The sequence below is a fragment of the Desulfonatronum parangueonense genome (assembly GCF_054656975.1).
In genome coordinates this window covers 35646-58365 of the sequence record NZ_BAAHXH010000003.1, presented here as the reverse complement: position 1 = coordinate 58365, position 22720 = coordinate 35646, and the positions used below count along the sequence as shown (strand labels likewise).

The 22720-nt window shown below is 55.2% G+C and carries 22 protein-coding genes; 12 read left to right on the top strand and 10 right to left on the bottom strand.

Annotated elements, in window-relative coordinates:
- The first annotated feature begins 13 nt into the window (after positions 1–13).
- From ACYQ15_RS00770 to ACYQ15_RS00720, 11 genes are all read left to right on the top strand, one after another.
- Positions 14–3031: an MFS transporter gene (locus ACYQ15_RS00770; protein ID WP_459935631.1), complete on the top strand. Its 3018-nt coding sequence runs from the start codon at positions 14–16 to the stop codon at positions 3029–3031.
- Positions 3028–4224, top strand: a complete 1197-nt coding sequence (locus ACYQ15_RS00765) for an ABC transporter substrate-binding protein (RefSeq protein WP_459935630.1) — start codon at positions 3028–3030, stop codon at positions 4222–4224. Before ACYQ15_RS00770 ends, ACYQ15_RS00765 begins: the two co-directional genes overlap by 4 nt.
- A 286-nt stretch (positions 4225–4510) precedes the next feature.
- Entirely contained in the window at positions 4511–4912 is a 402-nt protein-coding gene (locus tag ACYQ15_RS00760) for a hypothetical protein (RefSeq protein WP_459935629.1), read from the top strand.
- Between the two features lie 117 nt (positions 4913–5029).
- Positions 5030–6193 (top strand): hypothetical protein, encoded by a 1164-nt coding sequence (locus tag ACYQ15_RS00755; RefSeq protein WP_459935628.1) that lies wholly within the window; start codon positions 5030–5032, stop codon positions 6191–6193.
- Positions 6190–7713, top strand: coding sequence for an ABC transporter ATP-binding protein (locus tag ACYQ15_RS00750; RefSeq protein WP_459935627.1), 1524 nt, complete (start codon positions 6190–6192; stop codon positions 7711–7713). Before ACYQ15_RS00755 ends, ACYQ15_RS00750 begins: the two co-directional genes overlap by 4 nt.
- A gap of 485 nt (positions 7714–8198) precedes the next feature.
- Complete coding sequence (locus ACYQ15_RS00745; RefSeq protein WP_459935626.1) at positions 8199–8699, top strand: hypothetical protein; 501 nt, start codon at positions 8199–8201, stop codon at positions 8697–8699.
- An 85-nt stretch (positions 8700–8784) separates the two neighbouring features.
- The gene (locus ACYQ15_RS00740) at positions 8785–9204 is read left to right on the top strand and encodes a DUF6524 family protein (RefSeq protein ID WP_459935625.1); all 420 of its coding nucleotides are present in this window, start codon (positions 8785–8787) and stop codon (positions 9202–9204) included.
- A gap of 220 nt (positions 9205–9424) precedes the next feature.
- Entirely contained in the window at positions 9425–9922 is a 498-nt protein-coding gene (locus ACYQ15_RS00735; RefSeq protein WP_459935624.1) for a hypothetical protein, read from the top strand.
- Between the two features lie 516 nt (positions 9923–10438).
- Positions 10439–10930 carry a hypothetical protein gene (locus ACYQ15_RS00730; RefSeq protein WP_459935623.1) on the top strand — a complete coding sequence of 164 codons (492 nt, stop codon included), beginning with the start codon at positions 10439–10441 and terminating at the stop codon, positions 10928–10930.
- Between the two features lie 41 nt (positions 10931–10971).
- Positions 10972–12063 (top strand): tetratricopeptide repeat protein, encoded by a 1092-nt coding sequence (locus ACYQ15_RS00725; RefSeq protein WP_459935622.1) that lies wholly within the window; start codon positions 10972–10974, stop codon positions 12061–12063.
- A gap of 41 nt (positions 12064–12104) precedes the next feature.
- Positions 12105–12509, top strand: a complete 405-nt coding sequence (locus ACYQ15_RS00720; RefSeq protein ID WP_459935621.1) for a hypothetical protein — start codon at positions 12105–12107, stop codon at positions 12507–12509.
- Positions 12510–12781: 272 nt separating this feature from the next.
- Here the strand turns inward: ACYQ15_RS00720 and ACYQ15_RS00715 are convergent, their stop codons facing one another.
- From ACYQ15_RS00715 to ACYQ15_RS00700, 4 genes are all read right to left on the bottom strand, one after another.
- Complete coding sequence (locus ACYQ15_RS00715; RefSeq protein WP_459935620.1) at positions 12782–13807, bottom strand: hypothetical protein; 1026 nt, start codon at positions 13805–13807, stop codon at positions 12782–12784.
- Between the two features lie 17 nt (positions 13808–13824).
- Positions 13825–14238: a DUF6524 family protein gene (locus ACYQ15_RS00710; protein ID WP_459935619.1), complete on the bottom strand. Its 414-nt coding sequence runs from the start codon at positions 14236–14238 to the stop codon at positions 13825–13827.
- 4 nt (positions 14239–14242) lie between these two features.
- The gene (locus ACYQ15_RS00705) at positions 14243–15046 is read right to left on the bottom strand and encodes a bestrophin-like domain (protein WP_459935618.1); all 804 of its coding nucleotides are present in this window, start codon (positions 15044–15046) and stop codon (positions 14243–14245) included.
- A gap of 64 nt (positions 15047–15110) precedes the next feature.
- A complete protein-coding gene (locus ACYQ15_RS00700) occupies positions 15111–15554 on the bottom strand; it encodes a hypothetical protein (RefSeq protein WP_459935617.1) in 444 nt (147 codons plus the stop codon).
- A gap of 160 nt (positions 15555–15714) precedes the next feature.
- Here ACYQ15_RS00700 and ACYQ15_RS00695 point away from each other — a divergent pair, with 160 nt between their 5' ends.
- Entirely contained in the window at positions 15715–16128 is a 414-nt protein-coding gene (locus tag ACYQ15_RS00695; RefSeq protein WP_459935616.1) for a hypothetical protein, read from the top strand.
- Positions 16129–16466: 338 nt separating this feature from the next.
- On the opposite strand, the gene ACYQ15_RS00690 is transcribed toward ACYQ15_RS00695, so the two are convergent.
- The 6 genes from ACYQ15_RS00690 to ACYQ15_RS00665 form a co-directional block, all read right to left on the bottom strand.
- A complete protein-coding gene (locus ACYQ15_RS00690; RefSeq protein WP_459935615.1) occupies positions 16467–17027 on the bottom strand; it encodes a DUF421 domain-containing protein in 561 nt (186 codons plus the stop codon).
- 401 nt (positions 17028–17428) lie between these two features.
- On the bottom strand, positions 17429–18733 hold the full coding sequence (locus ACYQ15_RS00685) for a TRAP transporter large permease (RefSeq protein ID WP_459935614.1): 1305 nt from the start codon (positions 18731–18733) through the stop codon (positions 17429–17431).
- Entirely contained in the window at positions 18730–19242 is a 513-nt protein-coding gene (locus ACYQ15_RS00680) for a TRAP transporter small permease (RefSeq protein WP_459935613.1), read from the bottom strand. Before ACYQ15_RS00680 ends, ACYQ15_RS00685 begins: the two co-directional genes overlap by 4 nt.
- A gap of 430 nt (positions 19243–19672) precedes the next feature.
- A complete protein-coding gene (locus ACYQ15_RS00675) occupies positions 19673–20707 on the bottom strand; it encodes a TRAP transporter substrate-binding protein (protein WP_459935612.1) in 1035 nt (344 codons plus the stop codon).
- A 119-nt stretch (positions 20708–20826) separates the two neighbouring features.
- Entirely contained in the window at positions 20827–21258 is a 432-nt protein-coding gene (locus tag ACYQ15_RS00670) for an ACT domain-containing protein (RefSeq protein ID WP_459939529.1), read from the bottom strand.
- Between the two features lie 94 nt (positions 21259–21352).
- Complete coding sequence (locus ACYQ15_RS00665; RefSeq protein ID WP_459935611.1) at positions 21353–22657, bottom strand: phenylacetate--CoA ligase family protein; 1305 nt, start codon at positions 22655–22657, stop codon at positions 21353–21355.
- Positions 22658–22720 lie beyond the last annotated feature (63 nt).

Genomic DNA, 22720 nt, shown 5'->3' with positions numbered 1-22720 from the left:
TGCAAGCCTGCCAATGAATCTCCCCGTCCTCCGATTCGGTTCGATCAGCCTGGCATTGTCGACAGGCCTGTCCGTCTGGTTGATCCTTTTCTTCGGCGCCGGTCTGACCACCTACCTCAACTACACCAATTTTCAGCGTTCCCATGCAGCGCTGGTCCAGTCACGCATTCACGTCATTGCCCAGGATCTCCAGCACCAGATCGTGGCCAGCCTGGATCTTGGACTGCGGCTGGATCAGATGGACGCGCTCTCTCCCCTGGTGCTGCACTCCGTCGCCGCCGACCCCGACATTTCCGGCGCCGGCATCCATGATCCCTCTGGATTACGGTTGATCGACACCGATCTGGGCGCACCGTCAACGGTCCCCTCCTCATGGCTGGTCTCGCCGCAGCAGGGACTGGGATATTGGCACCTGACCCAGAACGAGTTCCATGTGTATGGAATGCCCCTCTTCAACAGCTTCAATGTCCTGATCGGCACTCTCACAGTGCGCTACGACCGTTCCGTGGACGAGCCTGTCGAAGCCATGCTCTTGAATTTGCTTCGCAATCTGTTGCTCACGGCTTTCTGTTTCGCTGTTCTGATCACAGTGGGGCTTGTTTTATTGAAACGCCGCTTCTTCCGCCATCTTGGCGCTCTGGCGCACAGGATCGAAACCAAATCGCCGTCACGAGCGGCTCAGGACCTTTCCGGCCTGGAACAATCCCCTTTGGCGCGGCGGATTGAGGCGCTGGTTGCGACATGCGACTCCATGGAGTCCCGTTTGCGTCAGGTGGTCGACGGGCAGTCAGATCCGAGTATTCTCAGATCCGAAGTTGTCGCAACAGTCCCGGAAGAAAATCCTGTCGATTTCCCCGCTGACGAAAAAGCAGCATGGAGGGAGCTGAATCGCGGCCTGCGCCTTCTGGTGGCCCTGGGGCTGCTCATGGTTCTGCTCGCGACAGCCGCGGTCACCATGCTTGCATGGCTGGAATTTCGGGAACGATTCGAGCCTCAGCTGCATCAAAAAATCGACACCCTGGGTCATTCCCTCGCCGGAAGCTTCCAACGGCTGTACCTCCAGGGCTTACCCATTGAACGCATAAAGGGAGTTGTCCCATATTTCGATCGATTGCGACAGGAGAACCCGGAACTGGCGTATATCGCTCTCGTGGGGCAGGGCGGCTTCATGTTCGATGCCATGAGAAGCGACGGCACGGATCATTCCAATGCCGCCGATGTGGGCGAACAAGGCCTTCTCTTGCATGCGAGCGGAACCGTTCCCGAACAGATCCGTCGTTACTTTCAAAATGCAGCCGGGGATGAGTCATGGCGCGATTCCAGGTATGCAGAAGGCGGCCGGTCGTTGGTCTTGGACAACTATGTCAACCGTACGGTCCAGATCAAGGCCGAGGATGGCCGTGTCGTGGCTTCTCTGCTTTTGGGACAGGACAGAAGCTTTGTCGACAGGATGGTCCGGGAAGTCTGGTGGGATCTTGGTACGGTACTCCTGGTGATCCTTTTGATCACTTTTGAACTCATGCTGTTTGTGATGAATACCAGGATCAGGGCGCCGATCTCGGCCATCCTGGCCCTGGCCGGTCAAGTTCGTGCCGGAGACTTCGCCCAGCGACTGAAGGTGCATGGAAAGGATGAAATCGGAAGATTGTCAGCTGCGCTGAACGCTTCGTTGGATCGCGTCAACGCGTCCTTACAGCGGTTGCGGAACGCGTCGCGCAACAATCCTGACCTGCGGACCGCGGTGGATTTTCTGGAACACCGCATCAAGCTGGGAGGATCCGCATCGGCGACGCCGGTTGTCGGGGATCGATTGGCGATAATCCGATGGCCGTTTTTCCTGTTCATCTTTGCCGAATCCCTCTCCCTGTCCTTCTTCCCGCTGTTCGTCGAGCAGCTGTACACCCCCATGCCGGGTTTGCCGCAGGGTCTGGTAATCGGTCTTCCGATTTCCCTGTTCATGCTGGTCTGGGCGCTCTCCCTGCCCCCCGGAGGGTTCTGGTCCGACCAGGTCGGCCGGAAACGGGCCTTTCTGACCGGCGCGGTCATTGCCTCAATCGGCCTGCTGATGACCGCCTTTTCCCAGGGAATCCTGGATCTCATGCTGTGGAGGTCTCTCACGGCGGTCGGCTACGGCCTGGTATTCATCACGGTCCAAGGCTACGTTGTCGACCATTCCCTGCCCACCCAACGCGCCCGGGCCATGGCCATGTTCCTGGCGGTCTTTTTTGGCGGCTCCCTCTGTGGTGCGGCCATCGGCGGAATCGTTTCGGAACGAATCGGCTTTGCACCGGTCTTTGCGATATCCGCCGGCCTCGGGCTGCTGGCGGCGCTGTTCGTCGGGCGATATATTTCCGGGACACCGGCAAACCCATCGCGCAAGTCTGAAAAATTGCGGGCCCGCAATGTTCTCACCCTGGTCCGGAACCGACGCTTCCTGGCAATGACCATCTTGAACGCCATTCCTGCAAAAATGGCCCTGACCGGGTTCCTGTTTTTCGCCATGCCCCTCTACCTGAAATCACTGGGGCTCTCTCCTGGAGACATCGGGCGGGTGATGATGAGTTACGGTCTGGCAATGATTCTTTTGTCCCCACTGGTGGGTCTGCTGGCGGATATCTGGGGACGCAGGCACTATTTCGTCTTGACGGGGGGCTTGCTTGCCGCCGTGGCGATCATGCTGATCACGTTGCAACCCGGCCCCCTTGCCTCCGTCCTGAGCATTCTGCTCCTGGGAGCCGCCCATGCCGTCGGCATATCCCCGCAACTGGCTCTGGTGATGGAATGGAGCAAGGATGAGGTTGCCGAAATTGGACCCGGCACGGTCATGGGCATTTTTCGGCTTCTGGAACGTATCGGAAATGTCATGGGGCCGATTGTCATCTCCTTGCTGATCGCGGCCCTTGGTTTTTCCGGAGCCTTTACCGCCTTTTCCTTTTATCTGCTCATATCCGTGCTCCTCTTCGCGGGGCTCTTATGCTTTTGCCAAAAGTCCCGCGCGATAACCGAGTCTGATGAAAAGGAGCGTTCATGAGCGCAACCCATTCAGAAAGCCGACTTTTCCTCGCGGCATCTCCGCATTGTCACGTATCGACATTGCTTCGATGCCTTGCGTTTTGCATTTTGATAACGCTTCTGTGCATTGCATCCGCCGTCGCCGCCGAACCGGTCCTGGGCTTTCCCATCTCAGAGAATCATGAAGTTCATTCCCGCAATTTGGTCCTTAATACCGCTCAACTTCCAGTTTCTGCCGAGATCTCGCCTGGCTCTGCGTCGAGCTCCAGCGACAACCCCGCCCTGATCTATCTGGCACTGTATCGCGGCATCACCGAAGCCGAACAGGGATTCATGGACTACCTGCGTGCTTCCGGACTGGAAGTAAACTTTATCATCCGTGATGCTGCCGGCAATGCCGCTACAGTTGAAACAATGCGCAGCGAAATCAAGAGACTGCGCCCGGATCTGGTCTATGCTTTCGGGAGCACGGTGGCGACGATACTGGCGGGTACCTGGGATGAACGAGATCCCGAAATCCATATTACCGAACTTCCGATCCTGTTCAACATTGTCGCCGATCCCGTTGGGGCGCGCCTGGTCAGGACCCTGCAAAACAGCGGCAGAAACATTACCGGAACCACGCATGCCGTTCCCATCAATGCCCAAGGTCGCACCCTTCGACGAGCCCTGACCTTCAACCGTCTGGGGGTGATTTACAATCCCCTGGAGGTGAATTCGCGATTATCCGTGGAGGCATTGGTGAATGAACTGGCGGATGACGATATCATGGTCATCCGCGCCCCGATCACCGTTCAAGCCTCGGTTGCCGGAGACGCAGCCATCGTTGCCGCTGCCACCAAGAATTTGATTCTCGCCGGCGTTGAGGTGATTTATCTGCCTTCCGATTCAACAATCATAACCCATGCTCGAACCATCACAGACCTGACCAATGCCTCCGGCATCCCGACCTTTTCGGCCACCGAGGCGCCGATCAGAACCGGAGGCGCCGTCATGGGGTTGACCAGCGCCTACTACAATGTCGGACAATTCGCCGGCCACAAGGCCTTGCAAATCCTGCGCGGTTTTGCCCGTATTGAAGAAATTCCCATTGAATCGCTGAACCGTTTCACATTTGTAGTGAATGTACCAGCTGCTATCGACACCGATGGACTGCCCCCAATGGAGTTGCTGCGTATTGGAGAACTGTTGCATCCGCCTCCCCCCCCTTGACCTGCCAACCTCTCTCGACTACTCATCGTTGCAACAGCGAATTTATCGCTACCATAGACCTTCAGATGATGGTTTGAGTGGCCCGTAAAGACAACCAAAAAATTTGAATGTATCGACAAAGCGTTCTGCGTTCATCTTGACGATCAGCGATTGGATTCTTGCACAAGGTTGTCCAGCTGCATCTTTATTCGCAGGTTCAGTGTCAGTCGAAATTGCATTAGGACGAGGAATTTGAAATCTTTTCTGAAGGTCTATGCAACGCCAAAACCCTATGGAGGAACCCGCGATGAAATCCTTTCTTGCCTTGTTACTGGCCCTGACACTGCTTCTATCTTTCAGCCCGGCCATGGCCCAGCAGGTTGCCTCGGCACCGGAGCATTCGTCGGCAACCGTTGCTGAACTGGAAAGATTGATCGACGCTATGTATGCGGATCTTGAAAGCCTGCGGCAAAATACTTCCCCCGGCATGCAGGAAATACTTGCGGTCGGGACAGGCGCGGGGCTGGGATTTTTGGCATCCGGATGGTTGATGACGGGCATCCTCAGCCCCATGGTATATGGTTATGCCGGAGCCGTGGGCTTTTCTGAATTGACCGCAAGTTTGATCACCGCTTCAGTGACAACCATCGGCATTGTTTCCGGCACCTATGCCGGCGGCATGTACGCGCGCAATCTTGTCATGGACTAATGAGCCGGAGTCGGGGCCGCGATAGCGGCCCCCATGACTTTCCCACTTTGAATCTCTCATCACCTTCCGAAATCTTGCAATCAAGCAACTCCCTCGACAGATCATGATGCATTTTGCTTGATGATGACTACCGCTCCTTCAACGCATCGCCGCATCTTGCCGGGCATCACGAGTCTCCTTTTGATCCTGGTGGCCTTGTGGCTGGGAGTCTCCACCTTGCCCCCCAGCGTATTTCCACGAAACGAGACGACAATTCAACTCTTTGCGGAATCTTCGCCGCGGGTTTATCCCCAACACCCAACGCCGGTCTTTCTCTTCGACGCCGATTTTTTTCCCATGCAATGCGGCAGCGTTGTTCTCGCTCATCATCCCTCCCCTGAATTCCTGGAAAGCAATCCCGTCACCCTGACGCCCTATCGCTCCAAAACCTGCGTCCAGGGGGTCAAAGACGCCCAGATGCTGTATCTGCAGCCCGCCAGCCTGCACCTGCTCTGGGCGCTCCTGCCGACTGACGCCCGCGAGGCGCTGGCGAAAGGCTTTTGGGGATCCGCCCAGGGTCTTGGCCGGCATGTGGCGGATGCTTTTGATTCAGGCCATTACGAGCGAATATATCGCCAGGAACTGATGGACATAGCCCGTGACGCCGCGCGCCGCGTTATTGAGGACCCTGAACAGCAGGCCATGATTATTGAAACCGTACGCATGGTGAACCCGCAATACGTGGACCGTTACGTCAATGAGATCTGGCCTGTGGTGCGTGAAAAGGCCGGATCCAGCCTATGGGACAGCCTGCATGGGTTCGCCGGGGGGATCATTGGCTGGGGTGATACGACAAATCGCGGTTCCTTTACCGGACGGATGTTGCAATCCATAGCGGAAGATCCACGTGGTCTGGAGCTTGCTTTCGAGATCGGCCTGGAATTTCTGGCCGAACCACAGGTCGTCCATTTGACCAACCACCTTGGACAGGCATTCATCAAGGACTTGCTCACAGATCCTCGGCTGCCGCCGCTGATTGACCGCATGTTGATGGACCCGCAGTTGTTTCCGGAAGGTCACGGTCTGAAGTTGGATCTTGATTTTCTTGTTCGGGAACTGCCCAAACGTCTGCTCCGGTATCGTCATCCCAAGGATCACAACCCGCTCGTCGCCTACCTGGTCCGAGCCATTGTCCGAGGCGATACGCGGTATGTCGTTCTGGCTCTCAATGATTTTCAGACGGATCAGACGACGGAGCTCGGCTTTACCGCCGGCATACCGCTGCATCGATCAATGCCATGAACTTCCAAAAAGCATCGTCGCCTGATACCAGACTTGTTCTGGAAAATCTGCGCATTGCGACCCCGGAAGGTCGTGTGTTGTTGGAAAACGGCAATTTCACAATGGCTGCCGGGGAATTGCTGCTTTTGATCGGCCCCAGCGGCGGCGGGAAGTCGACCATCGTCAACGTGCTCAGCGGTCTTCTGGGTTCAGAAGGCGCTCCGTGGCAGGTCCGCGGCTCCTTGACCCTGGACGAGAAGTATTACGACCTGGCAGACGACATTTGTGACGCAGGCGGACTGGTGTTTCAGGGCAATGCTCTTTTCGATGACCTGACCGCTGCGCAAAACCTGTCCATCGTTATTGATCATGCAGGCAGCCCAACCCCGGAACTCGCGCGCCTCATTGAATCCCTGCTGCGCGACGTCGACCCTAATCAGGCAGTCGCCTCGCTCAGCGGGGGACAACGGCAACGGGTGGCCATTGCACGCACCGTTTTGTCCCGGCGTCCGATTCTGTTGTTCGACGAACCCAACTCGGGGCTTGATCCCCATGCCGCTCAACGCCTTGCGGAGCTGATCAAGGAATTGTGCATCAAGATGGGCACCCCGGCCTTGATCGTCGCGCACCACTATGACGATCTTCTGGAGATGGCGGATCGGGTGCTGATCCTGGACCCGGTTCAACGCATGCTGCATCAAGCTCCTCCGGAACGGGAAATCATCGCCGCCCGGTTGAATGCCATCGGCGCAGTCGCCGAAGAACGCGCCCAGGATGAACTCCCAGGCGTTCCCTCCCGAGCCTGGGAAAAACGATTGCGCGAACGGCCGCCTATTTTATGGTTCCTCCATTATCTCTGGGAGTACTTCTGGGTGCTGACCGCCTCGCCGCTGACCATTGCCTACGTCCTGGGCGGAGCGGCCATTGTCAGCTTCGTAACCATGTGGTTCGGTTTCAACTACGACATGCTCGGCGATTATATGCGCTCCTTCGTGCACGACGACGCCCTGCTGGGCGTGGGATTCATCATCATGACCATCGCGGTGCCGTTGATAGGCTGCATTTTGATCGTTGCCCGCAACAATGCCATCATTACGGCCGATATCGGGAACCGGCTCTACTCGGCACAATTTCGTGCAATGCACAATTTGCACATTCCAGGCCGAAGGTATTTGAATGCCGCCATTGTGCTGAACATGGTGGTCGGTTCTCTGCTCCTTATCCTGCTTTCCAGCGGGGTCGCCATATGGTTCGCCCTGCAGACATGGCGGTTGATATTTCCGGGCCAACCCTTCGAGTTGTGGCGCGAACACTTCTTTCGGCTCTTTGTGATGCGCCCGGACATATTCTGGGAGAATGCCGGATGGGTGGTCCTCAAGACCGTCATCAGCACGTTTCTGGCTGCCCTGGTCGCCATCCAGTCCGGCATGGGCCGCAAGAATTCGGTCATTGACATCAACAACGCCATAGCCCGTTCCATCGTCTACGGAACTTCGGTCACCCTTCTGGTCCACGCCAGCATCGCAGTACTGCAGTTCTAACCGCCTTTGATGCTTAACGAGTCGGTACATGAATGATTTTTTTTCAGAACTTGTAACTACTCAGCACGTTTCATGAGAATACTCGGAGTGTTCCGGCTTGTCTCGTTTTTTTGGCATCGCCTGTCTGACTGAGCCAGGATTCGTTCATCAAACCATTGCCAAACGCCTGGAGTGCAAATTGATGTTTATTCAAGCAATGGTTTGATGTTACGAAGCCGGCGAAGGAGTTGCGATGCCAAAAAAAACGAGACAAGCCGAAACAGCTGAATAGTTGCCGGAACTTTTGCATGCGCGTGATTTGGTTCCGCGTTGGAATCGGGACAACCCATTGCCTGTCTCACATTTCTTAAAGGTTTATTCCAATGTATCATTTTATTTTTAAAGCAGGCATGCATGCTTGTATCTTGACGTAACTGACGCGGACGGTGTATCTCTCATCGCAATCGTTCGCAATTGCGATCACCCTAGACGCCGAGGTAACATCCGTGAAAATCATTCCCATCCTGTCCCTCGCTCTGCTCCTCTCCTTCTCCCCGGTCATGGCCCAGCAACAACTTGCCTCCCCGGAACGTTCCCCGGCGAACAGTATCAGTCTGGATGCGGCGATTGATGCCCTGCACGCGGATATCGACCGCCTTCAGAGAAGCCCTGCGCCGACAATGCTGGAAATCCTGGCTCTGTCAACCAAACTGGCGGAACTGGAAAGGTTGTCCGCACCGATGAATGTCGATTTCATTCCGACCCCGGAAACCACCTCGCACGACACGCTGGATTTCCTGACGATCGGGGCCGGCGCCGGACTTGGATTTCTGGCTTCCGGACTGGTGATGACCGGCGTATTGGGTCCGATGACCCACAGCCTGGCAACCGGCGTTGGATTGTCATTGATGACCGCCAGACTTCTTTCCGCTTCGGTAACCACCCTGGGCGTCGTCTCCGGCACCTATGCCGGCGGCATGTACGCCCGAAATCTCGTTATTGATTAGTTCAAGAAGCAACAACCATGATATCGCTGCTCGGGAGTGACGTTGAATCGCCACTCCCGTATTGCCTACCCAGACTTTTTCGGCCGTGTCCGTAAGAACCCGCCTTGATCTTGGCTCGACCAAACGTCGGTTTGTATACTTCGGGGGCTTGCTGTTCCTGATCCACAACCCGACAAATTTTTCCGCGCTGGATCTTCTGCGCAATGCAACGTTACGCTTTGAGTTGCGCATCACGATTCTTATATTCATTTCCGCGGTCCTGCTTGTACTGGTTCGGCATATGTGGACGTCCTTTCGACTCCTTGGTCCTGTCATCCTGGGCGCTCTCCTCCTTTCCACGCTGTCCTTGCTCTGGTTTATTCGCGAGTGGGTTACCCAGAACTACATGACACAGTACTTTGCCAGTCTGATGGTCATCACAGCCTACCTGACCCTGGGTCATATTCTGCCCTTTTATGTGCGTCAGCTTTCCGGGCAGGCAACCATACTGCGTGACCCCCCTTAAAGTTTGACGACTTCATTATGAAACACAAATCTCTTCATCCGCTAGGTCAGGCCGGTTTAAATACGCGAATATGCTGCTAACCTATCAACATCATTGACAACCAAAGACCTACCCTTTGTCACTATCCGATATCCTCCTTGCGGCATTGCTTATCCCTCTGCTGCCAACCGCCCTCATTTTGACGAGCGCCTGGCTTATCCGGCGACTTGACGACCGGGGCATGTACGCTGTTTTTCCTTTTTCCGGACTGCCCATCGCCGCCGGGATTATTTTCTGCTGGGCCATGCTTGTGGCGATGCATATTCCTCGCTCATTTACAGTTCAGGGCATCTGGTTCTCAAACTACTGGGCCCTTGCTCCCATGGAACTCTATCTGCTCTGGCTCTCTCCCTGGGCCATGTATCAGGCTTGGATTTCAGGCCTGGCAGTGCTTTTTTCAGAGATTCTCAAATTCAGTTGGCTCGCGGCAACGTTTCTGGCCATTTCCTTTATCGCGTTCACGGTAGCCGGATTGGCTTGGCGCAATCGTCATGCCTGGCGTGGAGTACTCCTTTATTTTCTGCTTGGCCTGACTGCCGCGTCATGGTTTTATCTTTCCGTGATCTTGATTGCCTGGCTGGTGCATTGGCTGAATTTCTGGTTGCTGCTGCTGATTTTTGCCGTGCTTTACTTCGTAGGAGCAAAATCGTTTTACAATATTTTGCGGCATCCGTTATAGATCGGCATCACAACTCCTTCACCGGCTTCGTAACATCGAACTTTTGCTCGAATTAACGTAACTGCTCAATAACTCCGGGCCGCTGACCTTCACAAAAACACCTGGCCCCCGGCCTGCGCCGGGGTGACGACCGAGAGAACTCGCTATCGAGACACTCCATTCCGTCATACCGGCGCAGGCCGACGCGTTCCGCTATCCAGGCAGCACGGATCCGCGGTGGTTGGTGCCCTGCCTTATTGAGCAGTTACGAATAAACCTCATCTGACGCTTCGGGCATTCGGCAATGGTGCAATGAACGAATCCTGGCTCTGTCAGACAGGCGATGCCGGAAAATCGAGACAATTTGGAATACTCCAGTCCTATCCCTTGGATAGTGCTGAGTAGTTACAAGAGATTGCGAAAAGAAATCCCTCACCAGGCAAACATGTTGCGCAGGTTGGTGATCGTGGATAGGATGATCCATAATCCTTAAAGGTGTCCATTCATTCTCCTTGTCCTTCCGGATTCTGTTCAGGTATGGAGGATATCGAGCAGCTTGGCAGCCGACATCGCAGCAGGAATACAATGGACGTATGTGACCTTTGCAAATTTCAAATAACCGTAATCGTATTTACGATCTGTTTGATTTTGGCGGCGTATCCGGTTCAAGCCCGTGATTCGGAAAACACGAGCGGCGTGAATCACGATGAACCAACGGATATTGCCGAACAATACCCATTAGTACGCCGGATGGGTGAGGCCTGTTTCTTCGGTGCGGGGGCTGGAGCCGCCAGCACCTTGATCTCCAGCCTGCCTCTCGCTGGACAAGGGCTGTCCGTCTCCACCACCTTCGGCATTGCCGTCGGCGCTGCCACCCTAGGATGCGTGGTCGGATTTGCCGGAGCATCTGCTTCCAGTTTGTTTACCAATTGGTGGTGGGACCAGGGACTGGAATGGGCGGCAATCTGGAACGACACCGGACAACCTGCCGGCCGAGCGGACGCATTGGACGAGCAGATTACGAAGTAATTCATTTCTGGACACGTTTTGCAAACCGTGAGGACCAAGCCATGTTCCTGACCACATTATTGACCAGCGGCACCTCCGTCCTGGTGCTCGCGGCCATGCTGGCCACTGATCCGGTTTCCATACGCAAGTTCTCCGTGCCGGCATATGCCGAATACCATGGTTATTCCGGCGAAATCGTCAGCAAATTTCTGCGAGAACGCATCCGGTACATTGCCCGGGAGGCAGGGACTGCTCGTGGTGAAGTGCTCAGCGTGTTTCACGACGACGTATCGGCCATCGAGATTCTGGCCGACCGGCTGCAGCTTGGTGGACTTGTGGATGCGGTGCAGGAGTTCATGAACCTGCAGGTCTATTCGGTGGGGGGATATCTCCTGCTTGAGCACGGAGAAATGAAAATTGGAACCCGCGTGGAAACGGCCAACGGAGAAGTGTTCTTTTTGACCGCCAGTGGTGGCCGTGACATTCGGAAACTCATCAACACAATGGCTGAAATGTTTGTTGAACGTGTGGACCCGTACGTTCTTGCCCTGTACCACTTTCGGAAAGAATATCCCTCAGGAAATTTTGTCAAAGCCCCCGCTCTTGTGGAACATTGCATCAGCGTGTTGCCCACACAGCAGAAGCAGTGGCCGATGCTGCTCAAGGGGCGCATGGCATATCGTTCCGGACTATATGAAGAGGCCATAGCGTCATATCAAAGAGCTTTGGCTCTGGATCCCGATTTTGCCTTTGCCTTGGCCCGCTGGGGCGAGGCCTTGGTGGCCATGGGGGATGTGCAGGGAGGACTCGACAATATGCGCCTGGCAGTATCGAAAAAGAACGCTACGGCTGTAATTTTTCAGCTTTTGGGGGACACCCTGGCTCGCAACAAGTTTCCGGAGGAGGCCCGTGAGGCTTATATTCAGGGACTGCAAAAGACTCCTGATGATCCGGGACTGCAGATCAGTTTGGCGCGCCTATACCTCGATCACCTCCAGCCCGAACCTGCTCTTGCCCTCCTGGAAAAAGCCGTCATCAAAAGGGGCGACGATGTCGAGACGCACATCCTGCTGACTCAGGCTCTGCAGGGTGTCATTGCACACCGTCGGGCAGCTTTGGATCGTGATTCGCAAATTTCAACGGCAACGCACTAAACACTCAACCAGTTCGCCATGACCTCATCAAAGGTGCAACCATGAAAAGTACAATCGCATTGTGTATGGCAGTCTGGCTGTGGCTCGCAAATCCTGCTCTGGCGGGAGCAACAACGACGGGTGAACAGTTCCTGCAGGGGACCGGAACCGCATGTCTTGTTGGCGGAGCGGTTATGGGTGTCGCGGCCCTCTCCGCCGGGCCGACTGTCGTCGGCGCCTTGACCGGCGGAACGATGGCCATGCCGGCATCCGTGACAACAACCGGCGCAACGCTACTTGGTTGCAGTGCCGGCGCCGCGGTTGCCGTAACCTATTACTCGATCAACTGGGTCTATGAAACCTTCTTTCGGCCAACGGAGTTTCCGCTGCTCTACCCGCCACTTGCCCGGGACTTGAATATTGACATGGACGAGGGAATCATCACGCAAGCCGCGGAGGAAAAGTAGAACAGCGGTAACTACTCAGCAGCTGAAGCAGAAATGGTCCGGGTTGCCTTGATTTTGCGGTCTCGCCTGTCTGACTGAGCCAGGATTCGTTCATTGAACCATTGCCAAACGCCTGAAGCGCCAATGAATGTTTATTCGAGCAATGGTTCGATGTTACGAAGCCGGCGAAGGAGTTGGCGAAGCCGCAAAATCAAGGCATCCCGGACCTCAACTGAATGGTTGCAAACAGCGGGCAATGGCGTACGACCATGAGAACGATTTTCCTGGCATGTTTACCTGAGCAGCCCGATCATGACCAGAAAGCTGCGAGTTGCATCGAGAAACTTGTCGAAAAAGCTCTCGCCTTTTCCGTTATTGCCATTGCCGCCTGAACCGACCTTGGGCTCGGTGCGGTCGTTTCCATTGACGCCCGCCAATGCATTGTAGAGTGCATAGATCAATTCGTCGGCGCCCTCCCGAGGCATGGCCAAAACGAAAGGATCACAAACCGTTTCATACACCTGGGGATTTTGCCAGAACCAGGCCCTGTTTATTACCACATCTCCCGGGCTCAATCGATCGTGGTGCTTGAACAGATTCATGGGAACAGGCAGGAGCCGCAGGTTTCTCTCCTTCACAAAAGCCACGACATCCGCCATTTCACCGGACACTCCGCGACGTGGCGCATCAATAACCAGCACATCCGAATCATTGGAGACAAGTCGCTGAACCGCGACATGGGTGGGCCTGACCGTCAGAGCAACCTCCGTCGCCAGCGGAAATGTTTCAAGAATACGCTCAAATTTCCGTTTGGCAGCCGGGCTGACGGTCTCCACCCGGAGTGGCTGTGTCGAGCCGTAGTTGAGATCGGAAAAACCATTCCAAGGCGCATCTTGCCGCACTGCCAGGAGCATGCAGGATGCCGGACCCACCTCAAGCAGTTCCAGGCCAAGTTCAGCGGCTCCCAGGTCCAATGCGCTGGATCGATGAACCAGGGCCAGCCGGCCGGGCGCCACGGCCACAGCTCGCAAACCAAGCTCCGGCTCCACGCGTAACGTCGAGAACGGGGCTAAACGTAAAAGGCTGTGCAGCAGCGGCGGCACCAGACGGGCCTCCCATTCGGCGCTCAGCGGCTCGACCAGAAGCTGAAACATCGGAAGAGCCGACTGACCTTCCGCATCCAACAAAATATGATCATTGGAACGTTCAAGGGATGGAGCATTTTCCTTCGGTTTGACCATTACACTGGGATCATCCTCGGCATGCAGGATCCCGACATGCATTGACGCGAACAGAGAACAAACCGCCATAGCGTACATGAATCGTTTCATAATGTTCAAAGCCTCTTGCTGATGTCGTCGGAATCCACCTGGCCGGACAGCCGGGTGCGCAATGCGGACCAGGAAACCCCCAGTGTGAGGGCAAAGCTGAAGAAAAGAATGACATACAGAATGAACATGTCCAAATTGACCAAGGTGACCCAGCCCATTCGGGGCAAGGTCACGGCCACGGAGGTGACAACCAGGGTCAGCACCAAGGCTCCGGATAGCCCCATGGAACGGAAGGTGAGTCGGACAAAGATCATGTTCAGTGCGAACAGAATCAAGCCAACGGATATTTTGAGGCTGATTTCAACATCCGCGGTTGTTGCCCAGTGATAGTATGAGCGTCCGCTCGGATTGTAGGTTCCCAGGATAATACCCGCGATGAGCATCCATCGCAGCAACACGCTGTACACGCCGAACTTCATCCGTCTACCCTCCTCTACGGCCTGCCACCTGCGTGAGATAATCCTGTAAAAGTTCCGGAGGAATCGTCAGTTCGCCGGCAAAAGGATACATTAACTTTGCGGACATGACGATGAGGGAAATAAAGACCACCACCAGCAAAACGCCGAGAATAATGTGCACCTCGAGATAGGGCGTGAAGAGAAACCAGGGCATGGCAAAGGCGATCAACGTTGCCACCAGGAGAACATAAGACAACTTGCCGCCGAGGATGTCACCGGGACCAGCCGCAATGCGGTCTGCGCGGTTCAGCATAATGTGGCGTGCCAGTTGCTCTGCCTGAAGAGCGCTGGCCTGGTGTTCAGCGCCGCCGGCCGCAATTTTTCCCACCGTCAAAAATACGGCATCCAGGTGGGCCTGGGCTTGCGGACTCCAGAGGCCGAAAGTCAACAAGGGCCACTCTTCCTCGACAACGGTATGTGCATACGCCTCAAGGTGCATCGTCAGGTCTTGTTGCAAGGGCGCAGGCAGACTCCGCACAACCTGATCCAAGGCACGCACGGACATGGCCTCCGTGTTCACCGTCGTTTGCATTTCCTGATACATCTCATATGCAGTGACCAGAAAAAAACCCAATACCACGGCATAGGTCTCCGCCATGTAATTGACCTTGCCGCTCGCGATCTGACTTTGCATCCGCGCCATCGGAGGATACGCAATACGGATCAGAATGATGCCAATTACCGAGAGCACCACGGAGGGTATGGCAAGCACCAGAAATGCTATCAAAAAAGGGGTTACCGCGACCCATTCAAAGACGTTTTCGGGCATGCTTCCACTTTGGAATGAGGTAATATTCAGTTGAGTTGGATTCTGGTTTGATCCATGATGAGGATCAGACTTTCAGTTGCGGCAAACCTTTTGTCCGAAACCATCGGCGGGAACGAAACAGGCCGTTGCCGCGGGGTTTGAGATTGTTACGCAGCACAGCGTCCTTGACCAATTGCTCGGCATGATCCTGATCCAGTGCATTTCGAGAGAAAGCCTGCAACAACATGGAAATGCGCGTAAAATCCTTCTTGCTCAGACGCCTGGAACGACCGGCTGCCTGTTTGACGAGCTCATCCAGCACACGCTCGACTTCGGTTTCCACGAAGGCATCACGTGCGGCAGCGGCGCCCAGAACCAGCGCCCTTGCGGAAAAAGGCTCAAGATCGAGATCAAAAGTCGCCATCTGCAGCCATTGGGTTTCGTTATCCTTTCCAACCCACTTCCTGCGTACGGCTTGTTCGACCACGAAATCATAAAACCGTCGATATCTTTGTTCCGTGTCGGACACCGTTTATATCTCCAAAGTTGTGCTGTTAGACTGGTGATCGTTGGCACTGTTGAATGTACTTCATCATAATGTACAGGTCGTTGCAGAGAGAGGACTTGCCGCCATTGCAAGAATGCGGCACTCTACTTTAGAATCGCAATAATGAAAAGGAGCACATCCAATGAAGTCTTTCTTAATCCGTGTCAAGGGCGAACGCGACCCCTGGTGGACGGAAGTCAAAAGCCTGCTTTCAGGAAAGGGAATTCGGCGAGAATCTCCGGAGGAGTTGGCCGTATCTCGGGCCCTGGAAAAAATGCATTCTCCTCGGGAAATTGACGACCGCTCAGCGCAACAGGTCCACATCAGCCTGTCCCATGATGGAGAAGGACCGGATCGAGCCGTGACAGTACTGGCCTATGACGCGTCCGCGGCAGGTGGACCATTCGGGGAGACAAGCCCAGATGTGGAAATCCAGCGTGATGTGAGCAGGTTTCCGAGATTGAGAACCCTTTTTTCATGGTGTGGAAACAGCCCGCGCATCAGCCGGACCTTTGGAAAGGTCCGGCAGTACTGCCGCTTTGAGATATTCTCGTAGCTATTCCAATACCGGCTCATGCAGTACGCCGGACGCAACATCAGGTGACTTACGCGGTGCTGGAAAGGTCTGTGGATGTACCGAATCCAACAGCGGGGGGACGAAACAGGGATGTGATTTGGATACCGCGGTGGCAGGATGATATGAAGTCGGCAAAGGCAGGAGTTTGCGAGCCGCAATACCAAGACACGCCGACATCAGCTGAATAGCTGCTCAGCAAATTCTGATGCGAACCGGTTCTTCATTCCAGTTCGCTTTTGATCTCGACGAAAAGCACAAAGGGGCAAGCCATACCCGAGGAGGTGGGCGCAAATATTTCTTCTACACTGGCGGGAAGATCAATCACCTTTGTTAATTATCTTGGATGCATCAGGGGCACCTGGGGCACCAATACCGGCCAGAGCCGATTCGCCGGAAGTATTGCTTCTTTTGACCACACTGAACGAACCGTCGGTCTCCAGGACCACGGCTTCAATCTCATCCAGCGCGGCCGTTCCGGAAGTCCGCACGGCTGAACGCACCTCATCCCGCGTTACCCGTGCTTTGCGAAGACTGTCCGTAAGATATGCCCCGCGGTAAAACAGCAGCGCAGGCTCTCCCGTGACCACCTTCTTGACCCACTGAGCACGGACGCTCGACCAGGTAACGACGAACTGGATCCCGATAAGCAACCCCATAGCCAGCGCCCCTTCCGCAAGACTCACTTCCGGATTGAGCAGGATGTTTGCCAAGGTAGATCCCAACGCAACAGTCACGACAAAATCAAAGGCGTTCATCTTGGAAAGCGTACGCCGCCCCGAAATCCGCAGAAAAAAGACCAAGACAACATAGGCAAGACAGCCCACAATAATTGTCCGTGCCAGGGTCTCCCAGCCACTGAAGAAAATATCTTCCATCATCGACCTCCAGAAAGCGGTTCTTGCCATAGCCGAAGCCAACTTCTGATAAGTCTAAGACCAAACCTCGGCTTGTGAAGAAGTGCGAAACAGCCATTCCCCAGATGCTGCTCCGCATGCCGGGGGATAAGCGCGGGAAAACCTGAAGTCGGGGTAACTATTCAGGTAAATTTTCAGCATGCTACTGCCCTACGGACTTTGGCTCGCAGTCGGGGTCGGTATCGGTATCGGGATCGCAGGCGGAGCCATGCATAGGTCTTCTCAACATTTTACGAAACCGATTCCGACCCCGACACCGACCCCGATCTCGGAGGCAGATCGCACCCCATGTACTGAATAGTTACAAGTCGGGATGGATTTACAGGGGTCTCAAAAACGATGAGCCGGTTGCCTGGAGAACTGGATCAGATCATGTTCGGGAGAAACAGCGTCAGGGAGGGAAAGGCGAGGAGAATGACGATGCAGAGGATCAGCGCGGCCAGAAATGGCCAGATTCCCCTGAATATGGTTTCCAGGGGCACATCGGCGGCAATGCCCTTGATGATGTAAACGTTCATGCCCACTGGCGGAGTAATGACACCCATGGCCACCACCATGACCATAATCACGCCGAACCAGATCGGGTCGTAGCCGAGCACGTTGACCACCACGGGATAAAAGATCGGGATGGTCAATAAGACCAGGGCCAGGGCGTCGATGAAAAAACCAAGTACAAGATAGATCAGCAGGATCAAGGCCATGATCACATACGCCGGCAGGTCCAACTGTCCGGTCCAGGTGGCCAGCTCGAAAGGAATGCGGCTTACGGCCATGAACCGTCCGAAAATGACCGCGGAAGCCACCAGCATCATGATCATGGCCGTGGTCCGGGTGGAGTCCGCCAGGGCGCGCTTCAATCCGTCCCAGCGCAGTTTGCGCTGGATGAGGGTCAGGAAAAAGACGCCGGCCGCCCCCACGGCTCCGGCTTCCGTGGGCGTAAACCAGCCGGCGAAAAGACCTCCCAGGGAAAGAGAAAAAATCACGAATACTTCCCAGATCCCTCCCTTGAGCGCGGCAAACCGTTCTTTCCAGCTGAAAACCGGACCTGCCGGGCCCAGGGCTGGATTGAATCTGGCCATGATGAAAATGGTGGCCATGTACAGGAACATGAGCACAAAGCCGGGTATGATTCCTGCCAGAAACAGCTTGCCGATGGACTGCTCCGTGGCCATGCCGTAGACGATGAAGATCACGCTGGGTGGAAACAAAACGCCCAGGGCGCCGCCTGCCGCAACGCTGGCCGTGGAAAGGGTGTCCGCATAGCGGTATTTTTTCATCTCCGGAATGGCAATGGCGCCGATGGTCGCGGCCGTGGCCGTGTTCGACCCGCATACAGCCCCGAAAAGCGCGCATGTGGCCTGGGTGGCGATGGCCAGCCCGCCGGGAAAGTGCCCCATGGTCCTGTAGGCAAACGTGAACAGTCTGGCTCCGATACCGGAATAGAACGCCAAAAAGCCCATGAAAATGAACATGGGGATAACGCTTAGCGAATACGAGGAAAAGGTTGCGTAGAGATCCTTGGAAACCACCCGAAAGGCGGCTTCCGGCGATACCAGCCAGCTGAATCCCAGGAACCCGGACAGAGCCATGGCGTAGGCAATGGGCATCCGGACAATCAGCAGCAGAAAGAAGAGTCCGATTCCCGCCAGCCCCACAAGTGTCGCGCTCACCGTCGCACCGCCATTGCCGTCATTTCCACGGTTCGCAGGACCAGGACCAGGCACAGCAGGATCAGAGAAGCCGCCAGTCCGTAAACAAAGGGGTAAAAGGGCACTTTTGTCGTCAAGCCGACTTCGCCGCTGGCCACGAAGCTTTGACCGTAATCCAGCATGTGCTTTGCACAGAAAATGAAAAATACCGAGGCAATGGCATTGGTCAGGGCGTCAATGCCCGCCCGGAGACGATCCGGCAGCTTGGCCACCAAAAATCCCACGGCGATGTGACCGTTTTTCAAGGCGCAGTGGGCCAGCGCCATGCTCACCGTGAGGGAGGTTAAAAATCCCACATACTCGTAGGTTCCAAGAATGGGGCTTTTGAAAACAGCACGCAGAATGATGTTCAAAACAATCAACAGCATGACGCCTATGAGGCTGATTCCGGCAATGGCATCAAAAACCTTGCAGGCGCCCCAGACATGTTTTTCAGCTTGTTTCAAATAGATGGTCGAACGTGACGGCATGGTATTCAAAAGTATGGGTGGATAATGCGCGGCGAACCGCTGTCGGAAAAAGGGAGACGCTCCATTCGGAGCGTCTCCCATCGGTTGCGGGATGCAAATGAGATTCGGTAAGTTGAGTAACTATTCAGCACATTACAGTGAATGATCATTCTCCAGCACTGGATTCCGGCTTTCGCCGGAATGACGAATCGGAGCAAACCTTTTCTTGTCATACCGGCGAAGGCCGGTATCCAGTTTTTTTCTCTGGCACTGCTAAATAGTTAAAGTTGATGTAACTATCTAGCAGTGCCAGCACTGGATTCCGGCTTTCGCCGGAATGACGTATCATACAACGTTCTTTCCAATTCAAGTCATACCGGCGAAGGCCGGCGCTATCGCTATCCAGATTCTTTGCTGGTTCTGCTGAGTAGCTACAAGTTGATTCCCTGTCTCAATAAAGGGCATTATATTTTTCGGACAACTCCTGGACCAGATCCAGAGCCTGTTGTCCTGGCAGCCCCTTCTTCCTCATTTCTTCGACAAATTCAACCTGAATGGGCAGTACCAATTCGGTCCAACGGGCAACCTCTTCATCCGTCAGAGTGATCACCTGCTGGCCTGTCTCTTCCACCGCGTATTTCAGCGCGGCCTCGTTTTGCGTATCCCAGAGTCCCATGGCCACATCATGGAAAAACCGTTCCGAGACCTCTTCCACCACGGCCTGCAGATCCGCGGGCAAAGCTCGCCAGGTTCGCTGATTCATGGTCACAAAAAACAGCGTGTTGTACAAGAACGGGGTCAAGGTCAGATAATCCGTCACCTCGGCATGCCGCCATCCTTGCAGAACTTCCAGAGGAGACAGGTTGCCCTTGACAAGTCCGCGGGCCAGGGCTTCATAGGCCTCTGATTGGGGCATGGCCACGGGTATCGCTCCCAAGGCGGCCAAGGTCTTGGCGCTCAGACCGGTGGCCCGGATTTCCAACCCCTGCAGGTCTTCAAGCGTCCGAACCGGTGTCTTGGTAAACAGATCGCCGGGTCCGGTGGCCAGAACCATCAACAGTTTCGTATCCTTCACTTCCGCCGGATCCAGTTCCTTGATCGCCTCCCAGGCCACCTGGCTGGCAACCTTCGAGTTTTCATAGGTCACTCCGGGCAGTTCGAAAACTTCCAGCAGTGGGAACCGGCCCCGGGTATAGGCGAAGACGGACAAACCGATATCCGCGATGCCGATGACCACGCCGTCATAGATTTCCGGTGCGGCGAGCAGGGTCTGTCCCGGATAGCTTTCAATCTTTATTCGTCCATTGGAAGCCTCGGCCAAAGCCTGAGCCCACCCCTGCACCAGGACCGTTTCCGCCGGATGGGTTGCCGGAAAGAAATGGGCCAGGCGCAACGTCACGGGCTTGCCTGTCGCTCCGACACTGCCCACGCTGACGACCAGAGTCGTCAGCAGTGCCAGTATTGCTACGCCAATTTTGTTCATCATATTTTCCTCAACTTGTTGGAAAGATCATCCAGCGACGGGTCATCAAAATCCATCCCCCGCCAAGTAAAAGCATTTCGTTCAGAAGGATGCAGGTCGACCGGGTATTTCCGTCGAACCGATTACAAGTTGTACAATTCTTCCCCGGGGATGATCCGGATGTTGTTCTTCTGCAAAATCTCTATTGCCTGATCCGTCCGATCGAACCGGAAAATCAAGACGGCATTCTTGCCGGACTGCTGAACAAAGGCGTACATGTACTCGACATTGATCTGACTGTTGCTCAGCAGTTCGAGGATCGAGTGCAGCCCGCCCGGTCTGTCGCCCACCTCCACGGCCACCACGGAAGTTCGGCCCACGGTGAAGCCGTTGTCTTTCAAAATCTGCTTTGCCCGCTCATGATCCGTAAGGATCAGGCGGAGAATGCCGAAATCCGACGTGTCGGCCAGGGACAGCGCCCGGATGTTCACCTTGGCTTCGGACAAGACCCGCGTCACATCGGTCAGGCGACCGGCCCTGTTCTCCAGGAAAATTGAAATCTGTTCCACCTTCATCATTGAATCCTCCCTTTGCGGAGTTCTTGTTTTGGCAAATGTAATGGGGAATGCCGACATCTTGAAGCCCGCCCCATACCCCTTCTTCCTGGCTTTATGCTGCGTTGCGGCGATCGATGATCCGTTTGGCCTTGCCTTCGGATCGTACGAGGCTGCGGGGTTCGACCAGTTTGACCTTTGCCGTGACGCCGAGAAATTCCTTGATGTTCCCCTGAATCTTCGCTTCCAGGCGCTGCAGATGACGCACCTCGTCGGAGAAGATTTTTTCATTCACCTCCACCTGGACTTCCAGGGTGTCCAGAACACCCTGCCGATCCAGGATCAACTGATAGTGGGGCGTCAGGCCTTCGGTTTCCACCAGAATGGCCTCGATCTGGGAAGGAAAGACATTCACGCCACGGATGATCAGCATGTCGTCGCTGCGTCCCTTGATCCGGCTCATGCGCACATGGGTCCGCCCGCACCGACAGGGGACGTAGTTCAAGGACGTGATGTCCCGGGTCCGATAGCGGATCAACGGCTGGGCCTCTTTTGTCAGGGTGGTCAGGACAAGTTCGCCTGTTTCGCCGGGTGGAAGCACTTCTCCCGTGACCGGATCGATGATTTCCGGCAGGAAATGATCCTCGAAGATATGCAGCCCCTTCTGGGCCGCGGCGCATTCCATGGCCACTCCAGGCCCCATGATCTCGGAAAGACCATAAATATCCAAGGCGATCAGGCCAAGTTTGGATTCGATGTCGTGACGCATCTCCTCGGACCAGGGCTCGGCTCCGAAAATGCCGATCCGGATGGGCAATTCGCTGATGGAGATCCCTGCTTCCAGCGCGGCCTCATACAGAAAGAGGCTGTAGGACGGCGTGCTGCAGAGCACCGTGGGACCGAAATCACGAAGCAGCATGACCTGACGCTTCGTTCCGCCCCCGGAGATGGGAACGATGGTCGCTCCCAGTTCCTCGGCTCCGTAATGCACCCCAAGTCCACCGGTGAACAAGCCGTAGCCATAGGCATTATGCACCACGTCGCCCCGATTCACTCCGGCGGCCATGAAGGCCCTGGCCATCAGACCGGCCCAGTTTCGAACGTCCCGGTGCGTGTACCCGACGACAGTTGATTTGCCGGTAGTTCCGGATGAGGCATGAATCCTGACCACATTCTCTCTGGGAACGGCAAAAAGCCCGTAGGGGTAATTGTTGCGCAAGTCCTGTTTTTCCGTAAATGGAAGGTGTTGCAAATCCTTCAGTTTTTTGACGTGATCGGGCCGAAGGCCGGCCTCCTCAAACTTGCGCCGATAGAATGGAACATTGGCACCGACACGCTCCACGAGGCTCTTCAACCTGGACAACTGCAACGGCTCCAGATCCTCGCGGGGCATTGTCTCCTTGTCTACATCGTAAATCACGCCACATCCTCCTTCAAGGGATAAACAGGTTTGGGGGAAGGTTCGAAGCAACCACGGCAAATT

What these genes read in the sequence shown, in the direction of transcription:
- ACYQ15_RS00670 (WP_459939529.1), bottom strand. Translation starts at nt 21,258, where the DNA reads ATGAAGGTGGAACAGATTTCAATTTTCCTGGAGAACAGGGCCGGTCGC.
- ACYQ15_RS00675 (WP_459935612.1), bottom strand. Translation starts at nt 20,707, where the DNA reads ATGATGAACAAAATTGGCGTAGCAATACTGGCACTGCTGACGACTCTG.
- ACYQ15_RS00715 (WP_459935620.1), bottom strand. Translation starts at nt 13,807, where the DNA reads ATGTACGCTATGGCGGTTTGTTCTCTGTTCGCGTCAATGCATGTCGGG.
- ACYQ15_RS00680 (WP_459935613.1), bottom strand. Translation starts at nt 19,242, where the DNA reads ATGCCGTCACGTTCGACCATCTATTTGAAACAAGCTGAAAAACATGTC.
- ACYQ15_RS00730 (WP_459935623.1), top strand. Translation starts at nt 10,439, where the DNA reads ATGGAGGATATCGAGCAGCTTGGCAGCCGACATCGCAGCAGGAATACA.
- ACYQ15_RS00735 (WP_459935624.1), top strand. Translation starts at nt 9,425, where the DNA reads ATGTACGCTGTTTTTCCTTTTTCCGGACTGCCCATCGCCGCCGGGATT.
- ACYQ15_RS00750 (WP_459935627.1), top strand. Translation starts at nt 6,190, where the DNA reads ATGAACTTCCAAAAAGCATCGTCGCCTGATACCAGACTTGTTCTGGAA.
- ACYQ15_RS00695 (WP_459935616.1), top strand. Translation starts at nt 15,715, where the DNA reads ATGAAGTCTTTCTTAATCCGTGTCAAGGGCGAACGCGACCCCTGGTGG.
- ACYQ15_RS00760 (WP_459935629.1), top strand. Translation starts at nt 4,511, where the DNA reads ATGAAATCCTTTCTTGCCTTGTTACTGGCCCTGACACTGCTTCTATCT.
- ACYQ15_RS00705 (WP_459935618.1), bottom strand. Translation starts at nt 15,046, where the DNA reads ATGCCCGAAAACGTCTTTGAATGGGTCGCGGTAACCCCTTTTTTGATA.
- ACYQ15_RS00765 (WP_459935630.1), top strand. Translation starts at nt 3,028, where the DNA reads ATGAGCGCAACCCATTCAGAAAGCCGACTTTTCCTCGCGGCATCTCCG.
- ACYQ15_RS00690 (WP_459935615.1), bottom strand. Translation starts at nt 17,027, where the DNA reads ATGATGGAAGATATTTTCTTCAGTGGCTGGGAGACCCTGGCACGGACA.
- ACYQ15_RS00710 (WP_459935619.1), bottom strand. Translation starts at nt 14,238, where the DNA reads ATGAAGTTCGGCGTGTACAGCGTGTTGCTGCGATGGATGCTCATCGCG.
- ACYQ15_RS00770 (WP_459935631.1), top strand. Translation starts at nt 14, where the DNA reads ATGAATCTCCCCGTCCTCCGATTCGGTTCGATCAGCCTGGCATTGTCG.
- ACYQ15_RS00720 (WP_459935621.1), top strand. Translation starts at nt 12,105, where the DNA reads ATGAAAAGTACAATCGCATTGTGTATGGCAGTCTGGCTGTGGCTCGCA.
- ACYQ15_RS00725 (WP_459935622.1), top strand. Translation starts at nt 10,972, where the DNA reads ATGTTCCTGACCACATTATTGACCAGCGGCACCTCCGTCCTGGTGCTC.